Raw genomic sequence first — 22,792 nt, forward strand, 5'->3', positions numbered from 1 at the left:
GCAAATAACTGGTGAGGATGTGGAGTCATGTTTCAAATCGTAGGTAAACGCAAGCTGAACGATTCCATGACACTTATGGTTGTAGAAGCTCCGTTTATTGCAAAAAAGGCAAAACCGGGTCAGTTCATTATTCTGCGTGTGGATGAGCATGGTGAAAGAATTCCGCTGACCATTGCAGATTATGACCGCAAGACCGGTACGATAACGATTATTTATCAGGTTGTGGGCAAGACAACTATGAAGCTGGACCAGCTGCAGGAAGGGGATGCCCTGCTTGACTTTGTCGGCCCACTGGGGAAGCCAAGTGAACTGGAGGGTTATCACCGTGCAGCGGTCATTGGCGGCGGTGCTGGCTGTGCAATCGCTTGGCCTCAGGCCAAAGCGCTCCATCAGATGGGTACAAAAGTGGATATGATTGCTGGCTTTCGCAACAAGGATATTATTATTCTGGAAGATGAAATGCGCGCTGCCTGTGACAACCTGTATCTAATGACGGACGACGGTAGCAATGGCCATAAGGGATTTGTTACCAGCGCATTGGAAGAGAATATTAACAACGGCGCCGGTTATGACCTGGTGGTAGCCATTGGTCCACTGGTTATGATGCGCGCGGTTGTCGGCGTTACCAAGCCGAAAAACATCAAAACGATTGTCAGTATGAACCCTATTATGATTGATGGAACAGGCATGTGCGGCGGCTGCCGGTTGACGGTTGGCGGTAAAACAAAGTTTGCCTGTGTGGATGGCCCAGACTTTGATGGCTTTGAAGTTGATTTTGATGAGACTATTAGACGCAGCCACACCTACTATGATGAGGAACGCAGAATGGCCAGAGAAGAAAAGTGCAAGTTGATGGAGGGTGCAAAAAATGCCTAATATGCAGCAGAAAAAGACACCGATGCCGGAGCAGGCACCAGAGGTTCGGTGCCATAACTTTGCAGAAGTGGCAGAGGGCTACACAGAGGAAATGGCAAAAAACGAAGCACAGCGGTGCTTGAACTGTAAAAATAAGCCCTGCGTTTCCGGTTGCCCGGTTGGCGTGCACATTCCTGATTTTATTGCTCATGTTGCCAATGGAGAGTATGAAAAAGCTTTTCAAATTATCAAACTGACAAATTCTCTGCCGGCAGTATGCGGCCGTGTCTGCCCGCAGGAGACACAATGTGAAAGTAAATGTGTGCGTGGACTGAAAGGTGAACCGGTCGGTATCGGCCGCCTGGAGCGTTTTGTGTCCGACTGGCACATGAAGCATGGAACAGAAGAAAGCACAAAAGTGCCTTCTAACGGACATAAAGTAGCCATTATCGGCGCTGGTCCGTCCGGCCTTACCTGTGCCGGGGATTTGGCGGCCAAAGGTTATCAGGTTACCGTATTTGAAGCACTGCATGTTGCAGGCGGTGTGCTGATGTATGGTATTCCGCAGTTCCGCCTGCCAAAGGAAATTGTGCAGAAGGAAATTGATGCGCTAAAGGCAAAAGGCGTTGAAGTTAAGACAGATATGGTTATCGGCAAAGTGCTGGAAATTGATGAACTGTTTGATATGGGTTATGAAGCTGTGTTTATCGGTACGGGTGCCGGACTGCCGAATTTTATGAATATTCCGGGTGAAGCGCTGGTTGGTACTTATTCAGCGAATGAGTTCCTGACACGGGTCAATCTGATGAAAGCCTACAAGCCGGACTATGATACACCCGCCGTACCGGTCCATAAAGTGGCGGTCATCGGTGGCGGCAATGTTGCCATGGATGCGGCTCGTACGGCCCTGCGTTTGGGTGCGGAAGAGGTGCACGTCCTTTATCGCCGTGCCGAAGAACAGATGCCGGCTCGCAGGGAAGAAGTTCATCATGCGAAAGAAGAAGGCGTCATCTTTAATTTCCTGACCGCTCCCGTGCGCATTTTAGGGGACGATAAGGGACATGTACAGGAAGTAGAGTGTGTCAAAATGCAGCTTGGAGAGCCGGATGCCAGTGGACGCCGCCGTCCGGTAGAGATTCCGGGCAGTAACTTTAAACAGTCTGTGGACTGCGTTGTTGTCGCAATCGGCAACAGCCCGAACCCGCTTATTCGCTCCACTACCAAGGGACTGGAAGCAAATCACAAAGGCTGCGTTGTTGTTGATGAAGAAACTATGAAAACAAGTCGTGAGGGCGTTTACGCTGCCGGCGATGCAGTTTCCGGTGCGGCAACCGTTATTCTGGCGATGGGCGGCGGCAAAGCCGCGGCAAATTCCATTGACGCATTTATTCAAGGCAAAAACAAATAACAGGTAAACTTGATTAGCCTGCTGCTTGTAAAAGCGGCGGGCTTTTTGCTGTACTAGGTTCTATTCTTTCCATCGGTTACATATATCTGACTGGAAAAGAGAACAGGCAGGGGGCAGCTAAATGAAAGAAGAAAAACGGGTCTTATGGAGAGTCCGCCTTGTCCTGTGTATGGTGGTACTTTTGGTGGCACTGATTGTGCGCTTTGCAGTTGGTGGAAAAACTTATGCGGACAGCAAAATTTGGTATACCGGCCTGCTGCAGAATTCGGTTCTTCCGGATTCCACAGCGAAAAATCTGCAAAAAAAATTTGTGGAATGGTTTCCGCAGGCCGACTTTTCAAAACCTGTTTTGCCGCAGCAGTCTAGCCATACCCAGTCGGACGGCGGTTCGTCTAAAGGGAAATCAGCATCTTCAGTAGCCGCAAACAGCAAAAAAACATGATTTTTTTTACAGGAAACTGCCGTGTGGAAACAACAGTGCCTTTTTTTGCATTGATGGCATTCCTTCTACTGGCAGATAGGACCGGTGCGGCACTGTGCGGACTATGTGCGGCAGCACTACATGAGGGCGGACACCTCCTGGCCATGCACTTGTGCGGGCGGGCACCGATAAAAATCCGTTTCACAGCCCTTGGTGCAGAAATTTCCGCGGAGGGTGGGACGGAGTCTTATTTAGAGGACGCTTTTATTGCGGCTGCCGGTCCACTGGTGAATCTATTGCTGTATTTGCTCCTTTTATTATGCCGAATTTTGGCACCGGTCAGCCCGGCTGTGCAGCTTTTTGCTTTAGCAAATATCGTACTGGCAGTTTTCAATTTACTCCCTGTTCAGCCACTGGATGGGGGACAGGCACTTTTAAGTTTGCTGAGCTGTCATTGTAAAAGAGAGACTTCATATAGGATTGTGCAGATATGCTCTTTTATGACATTGGTACCGATTGGGGTAGCCGGTTTTCTGCTCTTGTTTCGCTCCCACTGGAATGTCACACTGCTGCTGGCAGACATTTATCTTTTTATTCTGCTGCTAATGAAGCCAGAAAGGTTTGGGCAGGCTTGAAGGGCAGCTGTATCTGGGGTATAATAAATAAGATTACAGCCATATCAGACTGGCTGCCCCAGGAGGATATATGATTAATCGAGAAACTGAAACGCTGCTAAGCCGTGTGCAGAAACCCGGCCGCTATGTTGGCGGAGAACTGAACAGCGTTGTAAAAGATAAACAGAATATCGAAGTCCGGTTTGCTTTTTGCTTTCCCGACACATACGAGGTTGGAATGTCCCATTTGGGTATAAAGATTCTATATAGTCAGCTGAATACACGGGATTATTTATGGTGTGAACGTGTCTTCACGCCGTGGCTGGACATGGAAGAAGAACTGCGGAAAGCAAATTTGCCGCTGTATGCATTGGAAAGCGGTGACCCGGTAGGAGACTTTGACATCATCGGTTTCACCTTGCAGTATGAACTTTGCTATACAAATGTTTTAAATATGCTGGAGCTGGCGGGTGTACCACTCCTTTCCCGTGACCGAAAGGGACTCAAAAACCTTGTCGTGGCAGGTGGCCCCTGCGTCTGCAATGCGGAACCAATCGCCGATTTCGTTGACCTTTTCTTTTTGGGCGAAGGTGAAGGAGTTGACTTGGAAGTTTGTGATTTGTATCGGGAATGTAAAAAAGCGGGTGCTACAAAGGAAGAATTTCTGACCCGGGCAGCACAGATCCAGGGCATTTATGTACCGGCTTTTTATAAGGTAACATATCATGATGACGGTACCGTACAGGCAATTACGCCGAATCACGGCGCACCGGCGCGTGTGAAAAAGCGTCTGATGATGGACATGGACAACAGCTTTTATCCGGATAAATTTATTGTGCCTTATATCGATATTATCCATGACCGTGTTGTGGAAGAAGTTTTTCGCGGCTGTATCCGTGGATGCCGCTTTTGCCAGGCGGGATTCCTGTACCGCCCGGTTCGGGAAAAAAGTCCGGAAGTTGTGGACAGGCAGTGCCATGAGCTGTGTGAGAGTACCGGCTACGACGAGATTTCTCTTTCTTCATTGAGCACCAGTGATTATACACAAATCAATCCTCTGCTGGACCGTATGCTGACGTGGTCAAAAGACGAAAAGACCAGTATTTCTTTGCCTAGTCTGCGTGTGGATGGCTTTCAGCCACAGATTATGGATAAAATTAAAACTGTCCGGCGCAGCGGCCTTACCTTTGCGCCGGAGGCCGGTACGCAGCGCCTGCGCAACGTTATTAATAAAAACGTAACGGAAGAAGAACTGATGAAAACCGTCAATACCGCTTTTTCCGGCGGGTGGAGTACCATTAAGCTGTACTTTATGCTTGGTCTGCCAACGGAAACGATGGAGGATGTAGAAGGTATTGCTCAGCTGGCACAGAAAGTTGTGGATGCGTACTACGCAAATCCAGCGCGGCATAAGGGACGTGGAGTGAAGGTCACGGTCAGCGCCTCTGCTTTTATTCCCAAACCACATACGCCTTTTCAGTGGGAACCGCAGGATACCATGGAACAAATGGAAGAGAAGCAGCATCATATGCTGTGCGCAGTCAAGTCACATAAAATCAATCCGACCTGGCATGATGCTTCTACCAGTCTGATAGAAGCTGTTTTTGCACGCGGTGACCGTAGGCTGGGACCAGCACTGTTGGAGGCACATCGCTGCGGCTGCAAAATGGATGGCTGGGAAGCGGGCTTTTCCTTTGAAAGATGGCTGGATGTTTTCCGGCGGAGCGGAATTGACCCTGCCTTTTACGCCAACAGACGGCGCAGCTTTGATGAGGTTCTTCCATGGGACCATATGGACTATGGCATTAGCAAGGAATTTTTAATACGAGAGTGTAAGCGTGCATATGCCGCACAAACAACACCGAACTGTCGTGAGGCCTGCTCTCACTGCGGAGCAGCACAGTTTGGGGGAGGTATCTGCTATGAGAGAGATTAGAGTGTGGTTTTCTAAGACCGGTTCTGCCCGCTTTATTTCTCATTTGGATCTTATGCGCTGCATGACTCGTGCTGCCCGCCGGGCACATTTACCGCTGTGGTATACACAGGGGTTTAATTCCCGTGTCTATATGACATTTGCGCTGCCTTTAAGTCTTGGTGTTAGCGGGCTGCGGGAAAGTATGGACCTGCGTTTGGAACAGGATATGCCGGTTGAAGAAATAACGAAACGCATGAACAAAGTTTTGCCGCCGGACATTCGGGTACTGGACGTGACGGAACCGAAAATGAGGCCTGGCGAAATTGAATTTGCGTCCTATCAAATTTTTCTGCCGTCAAAAAAACCGCAGTCGCTTTCACAGGGCATCCAGGAACTGCTTCAAAGGCAGCCGCTTTTGGTTGATAAAAAATCCAAACATGGTGTTCTGCAGATGGACCTGCACCCGGAACTTAACCGTACACAGGTCAGCGCAACGCCAGAGGGTGTTTGTATTCATGCGGTCTTGCCGGCTGGCTGCAATTTTAATCTTAACCCGCATCTGCTTGTCAACTGTATTGAAACATATTTAAAAATCACTTTGAATGCACAAATTGTGCGTACAGATTTATACAATGCGGGAATGCAGCCGTTTATATAAAGCATTTAAGTATGTATTTCCTTATATGGGAATACATAGATTTTGTTTTCTGTGACAGACTAGTGTCACAGGAGGCGGAAGCATGAAAAAAGATTATTACAACCAGATTTTGTCGGGAGGGCAACCGGATTTTGGGCCTGATGAGGAAGAAGGGGATCGTCCCTCTGATACGGGGACCATTATTACCGGCTCTGGGCATCATAAAATTCAATGCCTGACGATTATTGGACAGATAGAGGGCCATACCATTCTGCCCAGCAACAGCAAAACGACTAAATATGAGCATGTTATCCCACAGCTGGTCGAAATTGAAGAGGACGAGAAGACAGAAGGACTGCTTATGCTGCTGAATACCGTCGGCGGCGATGTAGAGGCGGGCCTAGCTTTGGCAGAACTTGTTGCAAGTATGAAAAAGCCAACGGTTAGTTTGGTATTGGGCGGTGGACACAGCATTGGCGTTCCGCTTGCGGTGGCGGCGAAGCACAGCTTCATTGTGCCGAGCGCAACTATGACGATTCATCCAGTGCGGATGAGCGGCCTGTTGATTGGAGTACCACAGACTCTTGACTATTTTCAGCGGATGCAGGAGCGTATTACACGTTTTGTCGCCGCCAACAGCCGGATGTCAGAAAAACGATTTATGCAGTTGGCAATGAATACCAAAGAATTGGTCATGGATGTCGGAACTGTACTGGATGGTGAAGACGCTGTAGCAGAGGGACTGATTGATTCATTGGGCGGTTTGTCTGATGCAGTAGACTATCTGTACCATATGATTGACCGTAACCACAAAAAAGCGGCTGGAACAAAATCTTCTAAACCCTCCAAAAAAGCACATAAATCTTAATATTCGGCGCACTGCGCCGTACATTCGTACTGGTTGGAAATTGCTCTTTTAAAACATAAGGGGAATGTTAAATTGGCACAAAAGAAATCAAATCGTTCACGTTCTTCCGGAAGGCGAAAACCTTCTGGAAGAACGCCAACAAAGGCAAAGCAGCAGCGAACGGCAAGCCGTACACCGCCGCGTCAGCGCACACGCAGTCCGGCGCCGCCAGTTAATCGCCGTACACTGGAAACAGAACAACGTCAGTGCCAAATATCGGCGGTCCTGCTGTTTGCACTGGCAATTTTACTTGCCTGCATTGCGCTTGTTCCAGGGGTACATATTTGGTTGATGCTGCACCACCTGGTGCGGGGATTGTTTGGCGATTGCGCCTTCCTGTGGCCGATACTGCTGCTTTATGTGGCCTTTACTACGGCTTTTGAGCGACAGGGCAGTTTTATGAGCACAAAAGTTGGGCTGTCAGCAGTTTCCATTGTTTTGTTTAGCGCGGTTGTAACTGCTTTTTTACAGCCATCTAATGTTTCAATTTCACATGGATTTGGAGAAAAGCTGCTTAGCCTTTTCCTTTCCTGCAAAGACCATGGCGGAGCTGGTCTGGTCGGGGGATTGATTGGCATTCCTATGATTGCAGGGCTTGGCAAAACTGGCGCATGCATTTTACTGATACTGTTGCTCTTTGTTACGCTGATGCTGCTGACAGGGACGACACTTGCAAGATTGTGGCATGGAATTCAAAAGCCGGCAAAAGCAGTTAGTCAGGCAGTAGGAGCCGTACATGAAAATTATGTAGAATCCGTACAAATTAAAAATCGGAATCGAGATATTGACATTCCATTGGATAATGAAGGAATGCCAATGCACCCAGTACAGACGCCGCAGCCAAAAAAGAGCAGAATAGCACGGCCTCGTTTGCAGGATATCTTTGGGTCTAGCGAAAGCAAAGAAAAGAAAACTTTTTCCCGGCAGGTACCGCCTTCCGCTATTGTGGAAAAGCCAATTCGTGACGACCGTGTCCATAAGAATGAGCCAGAACAGGAACAGCATCAAGAACAGCCAGACAGTGGGTCAGCACAGGCAGCAGAAAAGTTTATGGAACATGTCAAAAAACAGGTGGAAACAGTTCAGCAAGAACAGAATCATCCGCCGGAGACTCGTCCAGAAAACGGGGAACAGCCAGCAGCAAAATCAGAGCCTGTGCAGGAGCAGCAGGGACAGGACGGCTATCAGCGACCGCCGGTTTCTATGCTGGAATCATCCCCAATGCCCGACAATTCTTCAATACAGCAGGAGCTGAGCACGAATGGACAGCAGTTGGTGCAGGTACTCAACAGCTTTGGCGTGTCTACAAAGATTGTTAATATTAGCCGTGGGCCTTCTGTTACCCGCTATGAATTGCAGCCGGCTGCAGGTGTCAAAATCAGTAAGATTACCGGTTTGGCCGATGATATTGCCATGAATTTGGCAGCGTCCGGCGTACGTATTGAGGCGCCTATTCCAGGAAAAGCAGCAGTTGGCATAGAAGTCCCAAATAAGAAAAAAAGCATCGTACGTATGCGTGACCTAGTGGAATCCAACGCATTCTTGATGGCAAAGGGCAAGCTGACTGTTTGTTTAGGACGCGATATTGCCGGAGACCCACAGGTAGCGGACCTTTCTAAAATGCCGCATTTGCTGATTGCTGGTACCACCGGTTCTGGCAAATCGGTTTGTTTGAATTCCTTTATCATCAGCCTGCTTTATAAATCTACACCAAAAGATGTTCGTTTTTTGATGATTGACCCGAAAGTGGTTGAGCTGTCCATTTATAATGGCATTCCGCAGCTTTTGGTTCCGGTTGTAACGGACCCGCGCAAAGCTGCCGGTGCCCTTGGCTGGGCTGTAACGGAAATGCTGAAACGCTACAAGCTTTTTGCAAAATACAATGTACGCGATCTGAAATCTTATAATAGACTGGCCGCCCAGCACGATTATGTGGCAGAGGACGGTACACCCGTTGAATATATGCCGCAGATTGTCGTCTTTATCGAAGAGCTGGCAGATTTAATGATGGCGGCTCCGAATGAGGTGGAAGATAGTATCTGCCGCCTAGCACAGATGGCGCGTGCTGCCGGAATGCATCTGGTTATTGCTACCCAGCGGCCTAGTGTGGATGTTGTAACTGGCTTAATCAAGGCCAATATTCCAAGCCGCATTGCGTTGGCGGTTTCGTCACAGGTGGACAGCCGGACAATACTGGACACAGGCGGAGCCGAAAAACTGCTCGGTAATGGCGACATGCTTTTTTCTCCGGTTGGTGCACAAAAGCCGGTCCGTATTCAGGGTGCCTTTGTTAGTGATAGTGAAATTGAAAGTATTGTAGAATTTATTAAGCAATCGCAGAATCCTGGATATGACCCGCAGATAGCAGAAGAGATTGAAAAGAATGCAGTGGCTGATAAAAAAGAAACATCATCATCCTCTTCTTCTGCACCAGATGTGGACCCCATGCTGGAAGATGCAGTGAAATGTGTGGTGGAAGCTGGGCAAGCCTCTACTTCTCTGCTTCAGCGCCGTCTGCGTTTAGGGTATGCGCGTGCGGGACGAATTGTTGATCAAATGGAAGAAATGGGGATTATCGGTCCACGTGAGGGAAGCAAACCGCGGAAGGTGCTTATCACTTATCAGCAGTGGCTGGAACGCAGTGCGACAAAGCCACCGGAAGAAACCACTGAAAATGGATAAAAAATGGAGGTAACTATGAAAACTGTTTCTATTGACCGTTTTGAAGGCAAGTATGCAGTCTGTGAGGATAAAGATGGAGGACTCTTTGGCATTGAATCAACTGAACTGCCGGAAGGTGCCAAAGAGGGTACCGTGCTGCAAATAGATGATACAGAGGGTATACTGCAGATTGACCAGCAGGAAACAGATCGCCGCCGCAAACAAAATGCTCGTCTGCAAAATGATGTCTTTTCTAGATAGAATTGCATAATATTTCCATTCTATGTGCATACTCCTGATAAAGAAAAGGGGGTATTTCCGCATGAAGTGGAAACTTTGGGAACGCGCTGTTGTATTGGGGCTGATACTGTCATTTGCTTTTTCCTGCACATCGGCAGTTGCGGCAAGTGAGGGGATTCCCGGACGCGTTCTGCGCCTGCATGTTTTGGCAAACAGCGATTCTGCTTCAGATCAGGCGTTGAAATATAAAGTGCGCGACTGTATTCTGCGCAGCAGCGATGTGTGGTTTTCCGGGGTACGCACCCGCAGCCAGGCAGAACAGGCGGCGGAGCAGCATTTGGCGGAAATACAAAAGCAAGCCACAGAAGAGCTTCGGAAAAATGGTTCTTCTGCACCGGTCCGCGTGAGTTTGGAAGACACATGGTTTCCAACACGTCAGTATCAGGCGGTTACGTTTCCTGCGGGAACTTATCGTGCCTTGCGTGTGACAATTGGCAGCGGTGCCGGACATAATTGGTGGTGCGTATTGTTTCCTGCCCTGTGTCTGCCCTGCGCCGAGCCAAAACAGACACTGCAGGACGTGCTGACACAGCCGCAGGAAGATTTGACTGGCTGTCCCTATCAAATTAAATTTAAAACAGTTGAGCTTTATGAGCAACTAGAAAACCATCTAAAAAGCGGAAAATAAAGAGTCATTTTTGAAACAGCAGAAAACCTGTATTAGCGGCTTCTGCTGCTTTTATTTTAAAGGAGGCTAATAAAATATGCTGCACTTATTGCTGGGCAGAGCCGGAAGCGGAAAGACATTTTCCATTCGGGAACGCCTGCATAGCATGGCAAAAGGAGGACAGACACAGCTATTCCTGCTCGTCCCGGAGCAGGCTTCATTTGACAATGAACGTGCATTGCTGAAACTGCTTGGGCCAAAAGATGCACAGCGTGTACAGGTACTCAGCTTTTCCCGCCTGTGTGATGCGCTTGCAAGAAGTTACGGCGGCGGCGCCGGGCGGCGGCTGACGGACGGCGGCCGTGTCATTCTAATGAGTCAGGCATTAGAACAAATAAAAGATACACTTCAATTTTATCGGCGCAGTGCACAGGGAACCGAACTGATTCAAATGCTGTTGGATGCCAACGCTGAATTTAAGTCCTGCGGGATTTCCCCACGGGACCTGCATAATGCAGCGATACAATCGGACAAGTCTGTTCTTCGGCAGAAACTGGAAGAACTCTCACAAATTCTAGATTGCTATGAGGCACTAGTTGCACAAAGTTGGGTAGACCCACAGGACGATTTAACACGTGCGGCCGCATGCCTTGGAAAACATTCGTTCTTTCAAGGAGCAGATGTTTTTATTGATGAGTTTCAAAGTTTTACAAAGCAGCAGTATGGCGTTCTGCGTTTCGTGATGCGTCAGGCACAGGAGGTAACGGTATCCCTCTGTACCGATACATTGGAGGATTCGGAACATGGTATGGGACTGTTTTCGATTGTACGTCAAACGGCTTATAGCTTCATTAGATTGGCAAATGAAGAAAATGTACCGGTAGCTTCTCCGGAAAAGCTGCCGGCAGGTATCCGGTATTATTTTGATGATTTGCGGGAATTGGAAGCATATTTCTACCGTACAGAGAATATCCAGTCGGCGGTAACAGCAAAACATGTTACTTTATATGAGGCGGCGAACCCGTATGAAGAAGCCTCTTTTGTCGCTTCGGCAATTCGGCATCTTCTGATGAAGGGACAGTGTCGGGCAAGGGACATTGCGGTTGTTGCGCGGGATATGGACAGTTACCGGGATATTTTGAATACCGCATTGGATACTTATGAAATTCCCTATTTTATGGATGAGGCTCGTGACATTACACATGAACCACTCATGCGTTTTGTTCTGGCTGCATTCGCAGCTGTGCGGACAGGCTATGACAGTGAAACGATTTTCACTTATCTAAAAACGAATCTTACAGGAATTACACCGGATGTTACAGCTGTATTGGAAAATTACTGCTTTACATGGCAGATTAGCGGGAAAACCTGGCATCAGCCGTTTACACTGAACCCGGACGGCTTTACCGGAAGTTTTACACCAGATGAACAGAAACGGCTGGAGGGCCTTGAAAAAGCACGGCGACAAATCATAAATCCGCTGGAAGCGTTTGCAAAGGTCACTTTACATACAGATGGAGTTTCTATAGCAAAGGCAGTATATCAGCTGCTGCAGGATGCTGAAGTTCCCAAACATTTGAAAGAGCTGGCAGCTGCTTTGGAACAGGCCGGTTCACCGTCTTTGGCTGATGATACACTTCGTCTTTGGGATGTGCTGATGCAGGTACTGGACCAGTGTGCACTGGTTTTAGGGGAGCAGCCTATTGCCCGCAGCCGCTTTGAAGAACTGCTGCGGATGGTGATTTCTGACAGCCAAATAAGCAGCATTCCACAGGGACTGGACCAGGTCACGGTGGGCGCAGCAGACCGAATACGTATAGAGTCACCTAAGGTTGTATTCCTTTTAGATGCAGCGAAAGAAGATTTTCCAAAAGCACCTGGTACAGCAGGAGTGTTTAGTTTTGCAGAGCGTCTGTCACTGATTGATGGAGGTCTGCCGCTGAACGATACAATGGCTGGTGTAGACGTACAGGAACGCTTTTTAGCGTATGCAGCAGTCAGCGCTCCTTCCTGTCATTTGTACCTTTCCTGGCCTACAGTAGACACCGGAGGAAATACAAAATTGCCTTCTTCGATTGTTACAGAAACGCAGCGCATTTTGAAAAATGTTTCTGTGCAAACAGCATTCACGCTTCCAACAGCTTTTTTCTCCAGCAGCCGAAAAGCGGCATTTTCTCAGTTGGCCCGCAGCTGGGGACAAAAAGCAGATGAACAGGAAGCTACTTTGCAGGCATTGTTTTCACAGGAGCAGGATGCTCCTCAGCTGGCGGCGGTTAGGCGCGCAGCAGAACATACGCCGCTGTGCTTTGCAGAACAATCCCGTGCCAAAGAACTTTTTCACGCGGATATGCGTATTTCGGCTTCTCAGGCAGAAACCTATGCGAAATGTCCGTTCCAGTACTTTTGCCAGTATGGCCTGCAGGCCAAAGAACGTCGTACGGCGGAACTAGACCCAATGGAATACGGCAGCTTAATGCATGATTTATTGGAGCGGCTATTTTCCAGCTTTTGTGCGCAAGAATTGAAAGATATGCAGGAGGAAAAGTTAAATCAGTTGATTCTTTCTTTTATTTACGACTATGTAAATGAAAAAATGGGTATACATGCAGAAAATATTCCAAGGTTTCAGCATCTTCTATTCCGTGCGGCGCAGGCAGCTTTTGTTATTGCCAGACATGTGGCGGAGGAACTTTGCCAAAGCGAGTTTGTACCATCGGATTTTGAGCTTCCCATTGGTCCGCAGGGGGTGCCGGGAATCCATTTGGCACTCCCGGATGGCGGAAGTGTAGAGCTCATTGGTAAAGTGGACCGTGTGGACACGTGGGAAGAGGAAGGCCATACTTGGATTCGCGTCATTGACTACAAAACGGGGCAGAAACGGTTTGCGCTGTCCGATGTTCTGTACGGAATCGATATGCAAATGCTTTTATACCTTGCTGCACTGTGTAAAAATGGGAAAGAGAAATATAAAAATCCGATTCCCGCTGGTGTCCTGTACATGCCCGCTTCTGTATCTGCGGTGCTGGTGGAACGTACCGAGGAGCACAAACGGGACAAGCAGCAAAAGCAACTGTGTATGAATGGCCTAATATGCAGTGATACAAAAGTTATTAAGGCGATGGAACAAGGCGCTGGCGGCAAGTACATACCCGTTAAGCAAAATAAAAATGGGGACTACCGCAAAACAGATGCAATGGTTACTGAAAAAGAGCTAAACAGCATTCTGCGGTATACCGAAAAACAACTTCAGGAAATGGGCAGACAGCTGCACAGCGGAAATGTACAGGCCATGCCTTTAGAAGATGCCTGCCAATGGTGTCCCTATACTTCTGTATGCGGGCATGAAGAAAATGGCCCGGTCCGGGAAGAAACTGTGCAGAAACAAAATGAGATTTTGCAGCAGATTCATAAAGAAGAGGGGGAAAAAGATAGATGAGCGATAAAAAGTGGACTCTTGAACAGCAGGATGCAATTTCTGCCCGTGGTGGCCCTCTGTTGGTGTCTGCTGCGGCGGGTTCGGGGAAAACGGCTGTATTGGTAGAACGTGTAGTTAGCTTAATATTAGATTCCAGTCAGGGAATTGCTGCGGACCGGCTGTTGGTTGTTACGTTTACAAAAGCGGCCGCAGCAGAAATGAAGGACCGTATTGACCGGCGTCTGTCCTTGGAACTGCAGAAACATCCAAACAGTACTTTCCTGCAGCGACAGAAAATTTTGCTCTCTCATGCCCAAATCGGTACTATTGATAGCTTCTGCAAAGAATTGATACAGGAAAATTTCAGTCAGCTTGGTGTACCTGTAGATTTCCGTGTAGCGGACCAGAGTGAAATGGAAGTTTTGCAGGCACAAACTATGACGCAGGTATTGGACCGGTATTATGCGGCAGACGATGCGAATTTCCTGCAGATGGCAGACAGCATTTCCTCCAGCAAGAATGACAGGCAGCTAACAGAAGTTATCCAGACATTATATCAGTTTGCCCGCAGTCATCCGTTTCCGCGCCGCTGGCTGCAGGAAAAAGCAGATATGTACAGAGAAACAAATCCAGATAGAACAGAGTGGGGTAGCTCTGTTCGGAAATATGCAGAAGCAGCGCTTTCGTATAGTATGCAGATGACAGAACAATCGGCTGCCCTTTTAGATAAACTTGGGGAAACAGATAAGCTGCGGGAAGCACAGCGGCCAGTTTATGAAGAAGACTGGAGCATTTTGCAGTGTTTGCGGCAGACAGTGCAAAAAGGGGACTGGGATGCTGTTTATCAGCAGATCCATTCAGTGAGCTGGGAACGGATGCCTTCTGTACGGGGTTATCAAGAAAGTTCATATAAATTAAAAGCAGATGCCAACCGTAAAGAAGTTAAAAAAACAGTAGAACAATTAAAACATCTCTTTTGCTGTAAAAAGGAAGAGTGCCGCGAAGATTTTGAGCGTTTGCTGCCCGTTGTCAGCAAGCTGGTTTCTGTTACCGAAACCTTTAGTGACCAACTGAATACGGTTAAGAAGGAGAAAAAAATATTAGATTTCAGTGACTTGGAACATTTGGCACTGCAGCTATTAGTACAGGAAACACCAGATGGCTGGAAACGTACGCCGGAAGCAGATAGCCTGTCACAGCGGTATGACGAAGTATTGGTTGACGAATATCAGGATACGAATGAACTTCAGGACTTGCTTTTTCGGGCTATTTCTCAGGAAGAGAAAAATTTATTTATGGTTGGCGACGTGAAACAGAGCATATATGGGTTTCGTCAGGCAGAAGCTGGGTTGTTTTTGGAAAGGCGCAGTCATGCTGAAATTTATTGTAGGGAAGCTCCCACATTTCCTTCCTGCATAACACTGGGGAAAAATTTTCGCAGCCGTGTAGGTATCATTGCGTTTGTCAATTTCCTTTTCCGTCAGCTGATGAGCAAAAATGCCGGAGGGCTGGAATATGCAGGCCCTGATGAATTGCTGTATGGTGGTTCTTATCCAGAAAGCCCTGTCCCAGATGCTGAGCTGGACGTATTAGAGTGCAGTACAGACGATGGGGACTTAGACCAGATAGAAGCGGAAAGCCGCCGCATAGCGGAGTATATAACGAATTTTCTTGAAAATGGAACGGTTCAGGAGAATGGCAGACGGCGTAAAGGACAGCTTCGGGACGTTTGTATCCTTTTGCGCAGTGCCAAAAAGTATGCACCACAATATGCGCGTATACTCAGCTCTTTTGGGGTACCGACATGGGCCAGTTCAGAAAATGGATTTTTTGAAACATCAGAAATACGTACGGCGCTTTCTTTTCTGCGCACAGCGGACAATCCACTTTTGGATATTCCGTTGCTAGCGGTCCTTGCGAGTCCGGTATATGGCTTTACGCCAGATGAACTTGCAAGTATACGGATGGAAAAGAAGAAAGGACCTGTTTATCTTGCTGTTCGTAAAAAAGCCGCAGCAGGAAATACACGCTGCCAGAATTTTTTGGAAGATTTGCAGGTTTACAGGGCACAGGCAGCCACATTGCCGGCGGACCGCTTCCTGCTGTTTTTCTTACAAAAAAGCGGCTATCAGGATTTAGTGTTAGCAATGGACCATGGCGAAACACGTCTTGCTAATTTACACCTTTTGATAGAATATGCCAGGAAGTATGAACAAAGCAGTGCAGGCGGTCTTTCCGGATTTATACATCTCATTGACCGCATGCAGCGGGAGGGTAGTGATTTAAGTGCAGCCAGCCCCGTTGCGGAAAGTGCAGATGTTGTACATATTATGAGCATTCATCACAGCAAAGGGCTGGAATTTCCTGTTGTTATTCTGGCAGGATGCAGCCGACGATTCCATCAGGAAACTAACAAAGTGTGTCTGAATGCAAAGCTTGGTTTTGGTTTGCAGTTGCAGGATGAAGAAAGCGGATGCCGTTATACAACTTTGCCGCATGAAGCTGTTTCACTGGAACAGAGATGCGATGGCATGAGCGAAGAACTGCGAGTTTTGTATGTTGCTGTTACGCGTGCAAAAGAAAGACTTTTGATTCTTTGCTCTGGGTCAAATGTCGAGAAAAAGCTTACTTCATGTGCTTCCAAATTAGGAAAGGAAGAAAAACTTCCTGCCTTTCTTGTACAGAAAGCGGGGAGCACTGCAGATTGGATTTTACTATGTGCTTTGCGTCATCCGAATGCCGGGGCTTTGCGAAAAGCGGCAGATGCAGTGGATTTGCCGATTGTTCCGTGCAGCCAAAAATGCCATTTCAAGATTGTTTCATTTTCCGGTCCTTTGCAGCAGACTGATGGAACGGAAAAAACAGAGCAGAATGTTTCTCCGAACCCAGAACTATACGAAAAATTGAAGAAGGAAACGGAATACATCTATCCGTATTTACGGCTGGGACAGGTACGTGCAAAAACCGCGGCCAGCGAAATCGCCGCGGCGCCGTTTGAACGGAAATACGCAGCTATGAGCAGGCCGGCTTTTTTGGGGAAGGGCGGCTTAACGCCGGCTGAGCGCGGCACGGCACTGCACGCCTATATGCAATATGTAGATTATAAAACAGCTGCTTCTAATCCGGAAGCAGAGCTGGAACGGCTGTATAAGGAAGCGTACCTGACAAAAGAACAGGCAGATGCAGTGGATATCAATAAAATCAAGCATTTTTTTGCGTCACCGCTGGCAAAACGAATTTTAAACAGCAAAAAAGTTTTGCGGGAATATCGTTTTACAATTGAGATACCAGCATCACGGCTGGATATTTCTTTGCCGCCAGACATGGGACAGGAGCCTGTTGTTGTACAGGGCGCAATAGATTGTGCATTTGAAGAAGCAGACGGGCTGGTACTGTTGGATTATAAAACCGACAGAGAAAAAAATCCGGACAAACTGCGTGACCGCTACCAGGTACAGCTGATGCTCTATAAAGAGGCACTGACACAATGTACAGGAATGCCTGTAAAAGAATGTCTTTTGTATACCTTTTCTTTGGGGAAGACGATTATTTTGTCTGATACATAAGAAATAGTTTGTACTGCGTCAGCAAAAAAGGACTTGCGTCAAAACATAGCTTGTGATATACTATATAGGCATTTGAAGTCCGCCGCTCCCGGCGGGAGTCAATGCCCGATTATATGTGACATTGAAGCGGGCAGTCCTCTGCTTACCCTAAAAAGGAAGCATGAATGCCTGAAACAGGAGGAAAAATCATGAACGCATTACAGTTAATTGCACAGGACTCTGTAAAAGAAGACAAGCCTCAGCTGGAAGTCGGCGACACCATCCGTGTAAGTGTTAACATCCGTGAAGGTGACCACGAAAGAATCCAGGCATTTGAGGGTACTGTCATTGCCCGCCGCGGTTCGGGTGTCAGCGAAACATTCACGGTACGCAGAGTTTCCTATGGTGTTGGCGTGGAGCGTGTTTTCCCGTTCCATTCTCCGAACGTCAAAAAAGTAGAAGTTATCCGCAAAGGCCACACTCGCCGCGCAAAGCTCTATTATCTGCGTGACCGTGTGGGCAAAGCTGCTAAACTGCGTGAAGTTGTTAAATAAAAGAAAAGCTGTGAATAGGCCGAAAAAGGGACATGAATGTGTCCCTTTTTTTAATATTCATCCTCATCATGTACCAGGCATAGAAGATTTATGAATTTGGCTTTGGAGGATAATTTCATGCAGATACGCAGTAACAAGGTTGGTTCGGCCCATCACAGCAAAGTACAGTCATGCTATGAGTGGGCTGATGCGCTGTTTATTGCGGTTGTCATATTGGTTTTGGCTTTTTCATTTTGTTTGCGGATTGTCAGTGTCAGTGGACCGTCTATGCAGCCAAATCTGTTTTCCAGTGATAAAGTTTTGCTTACTTATTTTGGAACATCACTGCAGTGCGGGGATGTTATTGTAATAGAACATACGAACAGCAGAGAACCTATCATTAAGAGAGTAGTTGCTACAGGTGGACAGACTGTTGACATCCATGCGGGAATAGTATCCGTTAATGGCCAAGCACTGGATGAAAGTGCTTATCTGGTAAAAGGTATAAAGACAGAGCAGGAAGGAACAAATGTTCATTATCCGCTGACCGTACCGGAGGGCAAGATCTTTGTTTTGGGAGATAACCGTTCTATTTCATTGGACAGCCGCAGCAGTGAAATTGGACTGATTGATCAGAAAGATGTTTTGGGAAAAGCGCAGCTGGTTCTTTTCCCATTTTCACATTTTGGAAAGATTAAAGGGTGAAACATGAGCGAAGCACAATCTATACAGTGGTTTCCGGGTCATATGGCCCGTGCCAAAAAGCAAATTGAAAAATCCTTAAAACAGGTAGATGCTGTTGCTGAAATTGCGGATGCGCGGATTCCTGTCAGCAGCCGAAATCCAATCCTTGAACACATTATTCAGGGAAAGCCGCGAATCATTTTATTGAACAAACGGGATATGGCAGACCCAACTGCTACAAAACAATGGGTTTCTTTTTATCAACAAAAGAATATAGAAGCGGTAGATATCGACTGCAAGAGTGGAAAGGGGCTGGGTGCTTTTCAGCCCGCTGTGCGCAAAGTGCTGGCACCACAGATAGCTTCCTGGAAGCAGAAAGGCATGACGGGACGTACGATTCGTGTGATGGTTATTGGTATTCCAAACGTTGGAAAATCATCTTTTATCAATCGCCTTTCACATGGCAGTCATGCTGCAGTAGAGAATCGGCCAGGTGTCACTCGCTCGAATCAGTGGTTTTCGATTGGAAAGGGATTCGATTTGCTGGATACGCCCGGCGTACTATGGCCAAAAATTGAGGACAAAATGGTAGGCGAACACCTTGCGTTTACGGGTGCTGTGAAAGACGATATTCTCGATTTAGAGGACCTTGCATCGCGCCTTCTGGAACTGCTCTGCCGTTTATACCCGAATGCTGTACGTAGCCGCTACAAACTTGGAGAAACAGATTTTTCCGGTATGGAAGGTTGGCAGATTTTGCAGCTGGTTGGAAAGAAACGTGGTATGCTGGTTTCCGGCGGCGAGATTGACACAGAGCGTACTTCTAAAATGCTGCTGGATGAATTTCGTGCAGGTAAGATTGGACGCATTACGTTGGAACAGGCGGGGGGCGTACAATGACCAAACAGAATGAGCCTGTGGATTGGCTTTTGTATGAACGTGCTTATCTGCGGAAAGGGTATTCTGTTATCTGTGGGGTAGATGAAGCGGGACGCGGCCCACTGGCAGGTCCGGTTTTTGCTGGTGCGGTTATCTTACCGGAAGGGTGTGTTATAGACGGCGTCAATGACTCTAAAAAGCTGTCTCCGAAAAAAAGAGAAGCGCTGTATTCTTTGATTACCGAAAAAGCGGTTTCGTGGGGTGTCGGTTTTGCGACAGAAAAGGAAATTGACCAGATTAACATTTTACAAGCTACTTTTTTAGCAATGCGCCGTGCGGTACAAAAATTAACACCGCTGCCGCAGATGGCTTTGGTGGATGGCAATCAGATGCCACCACTTGGCATACCGGTTCAAACGATTGTAAAGGGAGACGGCTGCTGCGAAAGCATAGCGGCAGCATCTATCCTTGCAAAAGTTAGCAGGGACCGCTTAATGATTCAACTGGACGAAATGTACCCGCAATATGGGTTTGCAAAACATAAAGGATATGGAACAGTCCAGCATCGCCGTGCTTTATTGGAATATGGTCCATGTCCCATTCATAGAAAAACTTTTTTAAAAAAGATATTAGGAGAAGCGCATGCATAGGACTGGTGCAGTTGGGGAGGATTTTGCAGCTGCCTATCTGCAGCGAAAGCATTGCCGCATTGAGGCGCGGAACTATCATTCCAGATATGGGGAAATTGATGTGATTGCTTCCAATGAAATACATCTTATTTTTTTAGAAGTCAAAACCCGTTCAGCAAATGCAATGGTTTCTCCGCTGGCGGCGGTTACCCCACAGAAACAGCGCAGAATTTTCAAGACAGCGCAGACATATTTGATGCATTTTCCTACGCAGTTGCAGCCTCGTTTTGATGTTATGGGGATTACAGTAGGGAAGGATGGACTTACTGTACTGCAATATCAGTATTTGAAGAATGCGTTTACTGCAGATGGCATTTCTTAAGTTAAATCGGAAAAGCTTTTTGACAACAGCTGAAAAATATACTAAAATGATAACGCAATAAACCACCGGCCGGTTTCGCCATATTTGCATCCAGAAAGTGGGGGGCTATTCTTTTATGCAGTATTTATCAACCCGTGATTTCGGGAAAAAGGTTTCTGCCGCTCAGGCGATTGCGCAAGGCATTTGTCAGGACGGAGGTCTGTTTGTTCCACAGGAGATTCCAAAATTAAGCAGCCACGATTTGGAGCAAATGCAGAAGTGCAGCTATGTGGAACGTGCCCAGAAAGTGCTGTCCCTCTTTTTAACAGATTTTTCAGAAAAAGAAATTGCAGACTGTGTACAGGCTGCCTATACGGAAAAAAAATTTCCGGGTGGACCTGCACAACTGTCAGCTCTGCAGGAACAGGATTGCAGCATGTATCTGCTGGAGCTCTGGCATGGCCCGACCTGTGCCTTTAAGGATATGGCTCTGCAGGTTTTGCCACATCTTTTGACAAAAAGCTGTCAGAAAATACACACCGATAAAACGGCAGTCATTTTGGTAGCAACATCAGGGGATACCGGAAAGGCTGCACTGGAAGGCTTTAAGGATGTACCAGGGACGAAAATCCTTGTATTTTACCCGCAGAACGGCGTCAGCCCCATGCAGAAACGCCAAATGGTTACACAGGAAGGCGAAAATGTTGCTGTTTGTGCAATAGAAGGTAACTTCGATGATGCACAGACAGGTGTGAAAAAGATTTTTATCAATACTGATATGTGCCAAAAACTAGCGAAAAATGGAATGATGTTTTCCAGCGCCAATTCTATTAACCTGGGTCGGCTCTTACCACAGATTATTTATTACATTTCAGCATACTGTGACCTCATGGTGAATGGCAAGATTCAAGATAGGCAGGAAGTTAATGTGGCTGTTCCCACAGGAAACTTCGGGAATATTTTGGCCGCTTATTACGCCAAACAGATGGGCCTGCCAATTAAAAAATTGATTTGTGCCAGTAATGCCAACAATGTTTTGACAGAATTTCTGCGGACAGGCTGCTATAATCGCAACCGCGCATTCTATACGACTATTTCTCCGTCTATGGATATTCTTATTTCCAGCAATTTGGAACGCATGCTCAGTACTTTAACCGGTTCTGACGAACAGGTGAAGAACTGGATGCAGGAACTGTCACAGACCGGGACTTATCAGGTAAATGATGACGTCATGCAGAAGCTGAAAAATATTTTTTGGGCTGGATTTTGTGATGATCAAAAGACGAAAGAAGAAATCCACACTTTGTATCAGGAGGAGAACTACCTCTGTGATCCGCATACCGCAGTTGCAGTAAATGTATATAAGCAGTATGTTTCCAAAACAGGAGATGCCAGTACGCCGACAATCATTGCTTCTACAGCCAGCCCGTACAAATTTGCTGACAGTGTGCTGCAGGCCATTGGGGGCAGTGCGGCATCTGACGATGACTTTGCTAAGATACAGGAACTGGCTACTGTTACGGGAACACCGATTCCGCAGCCTATCCAGGCGCTGCGGAGCAAAACGGTCCGTTTTGCAAATTGCTGCAGACCGGATGAGATGTTTTCCAAGACACTGAAACTGATCGGGGCTGACTCGTGAATTTTAAAACCGGTCCGTTTTGCAGAAGGGACTAGAAGAGATGGCATTATATGCAATATCAGATTTGCATCTGTCATTTGGAACAGACAAGCCAATGGACGTTTTCCCAGGATGGGATAATTATACAGAACGACTTGAAAAGAATTGGGAAGCTGTGGTAAAGCCAGAAGATACAGTCGTTATCGCGGGAGACATCAGTTGGGCGATGAAACTGGAAGAGGCACAGGCAGACTTCAGTTATATTGACCGCCTTCCTGGACATAAACTGATTTTAAAAGGAAACCATGACCTGTGGTGGTCCACCCGTTCTAAACTGGAAAACTTTTTCACCGCATGTGGCTTTTCAACAATTTCCATCATACATAATTCAGCAGTAAGAGTTGGAGCACTGGCCGTTTGCGGCAGCCGCGGGTGGCTGTACAATCCTCAGACAGCACAGGATATGAAAATCGTTAACCGGGAAGTTGGCCGGTTAGAAGCATCTTTACAGGCGGGTGAAAAGCTTGGCGGTATTCCGGTCGCCTTTTTGCACTATCCGCCGGTTTATGATAATGCCTGCTGTGATGAAATTTTCGAGGTACTAAAAAAGCATAATGTTTCAGACTGCTACTTTGGCCATATCCATGGGAGTCAGGCTGCCAAACGTGCTGTTATTGGAGAATACCGCGGCATTCGTATGCACTTGATTTCATGTGACTACCTTTCTTTCTGCCCGCTGTTGGTGCGTGAGTAAGGCAGAATGTTACGCATTTTTAAATTCTTGTCAGTTTTTATGGAAA

Annotated in this window: 19 protein-coding genes; all 19 read left to right on the plus strand. The window is 47.2% G+C overall.

The window, feature by feature from the left end:
* Nucleotides 1–27: 27 nt before the first annotated feature.
* On the plus strand, nucleotides 28–876 hold the full coding sequence (locus ACIHKT_RS04160; protein ID WP_086035680.1) for a sulfide/dihydroorotate dehydrogenase-like FAD/NAD-binding protein: 849 nt from the start codon (nucleotides 28–30) through the stop codon (nucleotides 874–876).
* Complete coding sequence (gene gltA / locus ACIHKT_RS04165) at nucleotides 869–2,263, plus strand: NADPH-dependent glutamate synthase (RefSeq protein ID WP_086035681.1); 1,395 nt, start codon at nucleotides 869–871, stop codon at nucleotides 2,261–2,263. The genes ACIHKT_RS04160 and gltA overlap by 8 nt, the downstream gene beginning before the upstream one ends.
* Before the next feature lie 121 nt (nucleotides 2,264–2,384).
* Nucleotides 2,385–2,705 (plus strand): hypothetical protein, encoded by a 321-nt coding sequence (locus ACIHKT_RS04170; RefSeq protein ID WP_086035682.1) that lies wholly within the window; start codon nucleotides 2,385–2,387, stop codon nucleotides 2,703–2,705.
* Nucleotides 2,706–2,728: 23 nt separating this feature from the next.
* Nucleotides 2,729–3,319: a site-2 protease family protein gene (locus ACIHKT_RS04175; RefSeq protein ID WP_157658926.1), complete on the plus strand. Its 591-nt coding sequence runs from the start codon at nucleotides 2,729–2,731 to the stop codon at nucleotides 3,317–3,319.
* 70 nt (nucleotides 3,320–3,389) lie between these two features.
* Nucleotides 3,390–5,234 carry a TIGR03960 family B12-binding radical SAM protein gene (locus ACIHKT_RS04180; RefSeq protein WP_086035684.1) on the plus strand — a complete coding sequence of 615 codons (1,845 nt, stop codon included), beginning with the start codon at nucleotides 3,390–3,392 and terminating at the stop codon, nucleotides 5,232–5,234.
* Nucleotides 5,221–5,871, plus strand: coding sequence for a TIGR03936 family radical SAM-associated protein (locus ACIHKT_RS04185; protein ID WP_157658927.1), 651 nt, complete (start codon nucleotides 5,221–5,223; stop codon nucleotides 5,869–5,871). Before ACIHKT_RS04180 ends, ACIHKT_RS04185 begins: the two co-directional genes overlap by 14 nt.
* A gap of 82 nt (nucleotides 5,872–5,953) precedes the next feature.
* Nucleotides 5,954–6,718, plus strand: coding sequence for a ClpP family protease (locus ACIHKT_RS04190; protein WP_086035686.1), 765 nt, complete (start codon nucleotides 5,954–5,956; stop codon nucleotides 6,716–6,718).
* A gap of 72 nt (nucleotides 6,719–6,790) precedes the next feature.
* Complete coding sequence (locus ACIHKT_RS04195; RefSeq protein ID WP_236849652.1) at nucleotides 6,791–9,439, plus strand: DNA translocase FtsK; 2,649 nt, start codon at nucleotides 6,791–6,793, stop codon at nucleotides 9,437–9,439.
* Nucleotides 9,440–9,454: 15 nt separating this feature from the next.
* The gene (locus ACIHKT_RS04200) at nucleotides 9,455–9,679 is read left to right on the plus strand and encodes a DUF3006 domain-containing protein (protein ID WP_404352828.1); all 225 of its coding nucleotides are present in this window, start codon (nucleotides 9,455–9,457) and stop codon (nucleotides 9,677–9,679) included.
* 61 nt (nucleotides 9,680–9,740) lie between these two features.
* Nucleotides 9,741–10,346 (plus strand): stage II sporulation protein R, encoded by a 606-nt coding sequence (locus tag ACIHKT_RS04205; protein WP_157658928.1) that lies wholly within the window; start codon nucleotides 9,741–9,743, stop codon nucleotides 10,344–10,346.
* 76 nt (nucleotides 10,347–10,422) lie between these two features.
* Nucleotides 10,423–13,761 carry a PD-(D/E)XK nuclease family protein gene (locus ACIHKT_RS04210; RefSeq protein WP_404352830.1) on the plus strand — a complete coding sequence of 1,113 codons (3,339 nt, stop codon included), beginning with the start codon at nucleotides 10,423–10,425 and terminating at the stop codon, nucleotides 13,759–13,761.
* Nucleotides 13,758–17,306 (plus strand): helicase-exonuclease AddAB subunit AddA, encoded by a 3,549-nt coding sequence (gene addA / locus ACIHKT_RS04215; protein ID WP_086035690.1) that lies wholly within the window; start codon nucleotides 13,758–13,760, stop codon nucleotides 17,304–17,306. Before ACIHKT_RS04210 ends, addA begins: the two co-directional genes overlap by 4 nt.
* Before the next feature lie 188 nt (nucleotides 17,307–17,494).
* Complete coding sequence (gene rplS, locus ACIHKT_RS04220) at nucleotides 17,495–17,839, plus strand: 50S ribosomal protein L19 (RefSeq protein ID WP_086035691.1); 345 nt, start codon at nucleotides 17,495–17,497, stop codon at nucleotides 17,837–17,839.
* A gap of 117 nt (nucleotides 17,840–17,956) precedes the next feature.
* Nucleotides 17,957–18,523 carry a signal peptidase I gene (gene lepB, locus ACIHKT_RS04225; protein WP_157658929.1) on the plus strand — a complete coding sequence of 189 codons (567 nt, stop codon included), beginning with the start codon at nucleotides 17,957–17,959 and terminating at the stop codon, nucleotides 18,521–18,523.
* Nucleotides 18,524–18,526: 3 nt separating this feature from the next.
* Nucleotides 18,527–19,402, plus strand: coding sequence for a ribosome biogenesis GTPase YlqF (ylqF, locus tag ACIHKT_RS04230; protein WP_086035693.1), 876 nt, complete (start codon nucleotides 18,527–18,529; stop codon nucleotides 19,400–19,402).
* On the plus strand, nucleotides 19,399–20,031 hold the full coding sequence (locus ACIHKT_RS04235) for a ribonuclease HII (RefSeq protein WP_086035694.1): 633 nt from the start codon (nucleotides 19,399–19,401) through the stop codon (nucleotides 20,029–20,031). The genes ylqF and ACIHKT_RS04235 overlap by 4 nt, the downstream gene beginning before the upstream one ends.
* Nucleotides 20,024–20,392: a YraN family protein gene (locus ACIHKT_RS04240; protein ID WP_086035695.1), complete on the plus strand. Its 369-nt coding sequence runs from the start codon at nucleotides 20,024–20,026 to the stop codon at nucleotides 20,390–20,392. Before ACIHKT_RS04235 ends, ACIHKT_RS04240 begins: the two co-directional genes overlap by 8 nt.
* 115 nt (nucleotides 20,393–20,507) lie before the next feature.
* Nucleotides 20,508–22,013 (plus strand): threonine synthase, encoded by a 1,506-nt coding sequence (gene thrC, locus ACIHKT_RS04245; RefSeq protein WP_086035696.1) that lies wholly within the window; start codon nucleotides 20,508–20,510, stop codon nucleotides 22,011–22,013.
* Between the two features lie 40 nt (nucleotides 22,014–22,053).
* Entirely contained in the window at nucleotides 22,054–22,746 is a 693-nt protein-coding gene (locus ACIHKT_RS04250; protein ID WP_086035697.1) for a metallophosphoesterase, read from the plus strand.
* Nucleotides 22,747–22,792: the final 46 nt, after the last annotated feature.

Source organism: Caproicibacterium sp. XB2, from assembly GCF_044880635.1.
Lineage (GTDB): Bacteria > Bacillota > Clostridia > Oscillospirales > Acutalibacteraceae > Caproicibacterium > Caproicibacterium lactatifermentans.

Bases quoted from the DNA above. Each gene is read 5' to 3' on its own strand.
- ylqF (WP_086035693.1), top strand. From the start codon at position 18,527: ATGAGCGAAGCACAATCTATACAGTGGTTTCCGGGTCATATGGCCCGT.
- ACIHKT_RS04210 (WP_404352830.1), top strand. From the start codon at position 10,423: ATGCTGCACTTATTGCTGGGCAGAGCCGGAAGCGGAAAGACATTTTCC.
- ACIHKT_RS04240 (WP_086035695.1), top strand. From the start codon at position 20,024: ATGCATAGGACTGGTGCAGTTGGGGAGGATTTTGCAGCTGCCTATCTG.
- ACIHKT_RS04170 (WP_086035682.1), top strand. From the start codon at position 2,385: ATGAAAGAAGAAAAACGGGTCTTATGGAGAGTCCGCCTTGTCCTGTGT.
- ACIHKT_RS04205 (WP_157658928.1), top strand. From the start codon at position 9,741: ATGAAGTGGAAACTTTGGGAACGCGCTGTTGTATTGGGGCTGATACTG.
- ACIHKT_RS04160 (WP_086035680.1), top strand. From the start codon at position 28: ATGTTTCAAATCGTAGGTAAACGCAAGCTGAACGATTCCATGACACTT.
- ACIHKT_RS04180 (WP_086035684.1), top strand. From the start codon at position 3,390: ATGATTAATCGAGAAACTGAAACGCTGCTAAGCCGTGTGCAGAAACCC.
- gltA (WP_086035681.1), top strand. From the start codon at position 869: ATGCCTAATATGCAGCAGAAAAAGACACCGATGCCGGAGCAGGCACCA.
- ACIHKT_RS04200 (WP_404352828.1), top strand. From the start codon at position 9,455: ATGAAAACTGTTTCTATTGACCGTTTTGAAGGCAAGTATGCAGTCTGT.
- lepB (WP_157658929.1), top strand. From the start codon at position 17,957: ATGCAGATACGCAGTAACAAGGTTGGTTCGGCCCATCACAGCAAAGTA.
- addA (WP_086035690.1), top strand. From the start codon at position 13,758: ATGAGCGATAAAAAGTGGACTCTTGAACAGCAGGATGCAATTTCTGCC.
- thrC (WP_086035696.1), top strand. From the start codon at position 20,508: ATGCAGTATTTATCAACCCGTGATTTCGGGAAAAAGGTTTCTGCCGCT.
- ACIHKT_RS04235 (WP_086035694.1), top strand. From the start codon at position 19,399: ATGACCAAACAGAATGAGCCTGTGGATTGGCTTTTGTATGAACGTGCT.
- ACIHKT_RS04190 (WP_086035686.1), top strand. From the start codon at position 5,954: ATGAAAAAAGATTATTACAACCAGATTTTGTCGGGAGGGCAACCGGAT.
- ACIHKT_RS04250 (WP_086035697.1), top strand. From the start codon at position 22,054: ATGGCATTATATGCAATATCAGATTTGCATCTGTCATTTGGAACAGAC.
- rplS (WP_086035691.1), top strand. From the start codon at position 17,495: ATGAACGCATTACAGTTAATTGCACAGGACTCTGTAAAAGAAGACAAG.
- ACIHKT_RS04185 (WP_157658927.1), top strand. From the start codon at position 5,221: ATGAGAGAGATTAGAGTGTGGTTTTCTAAGACCGGTTCTGCCCGCTTT.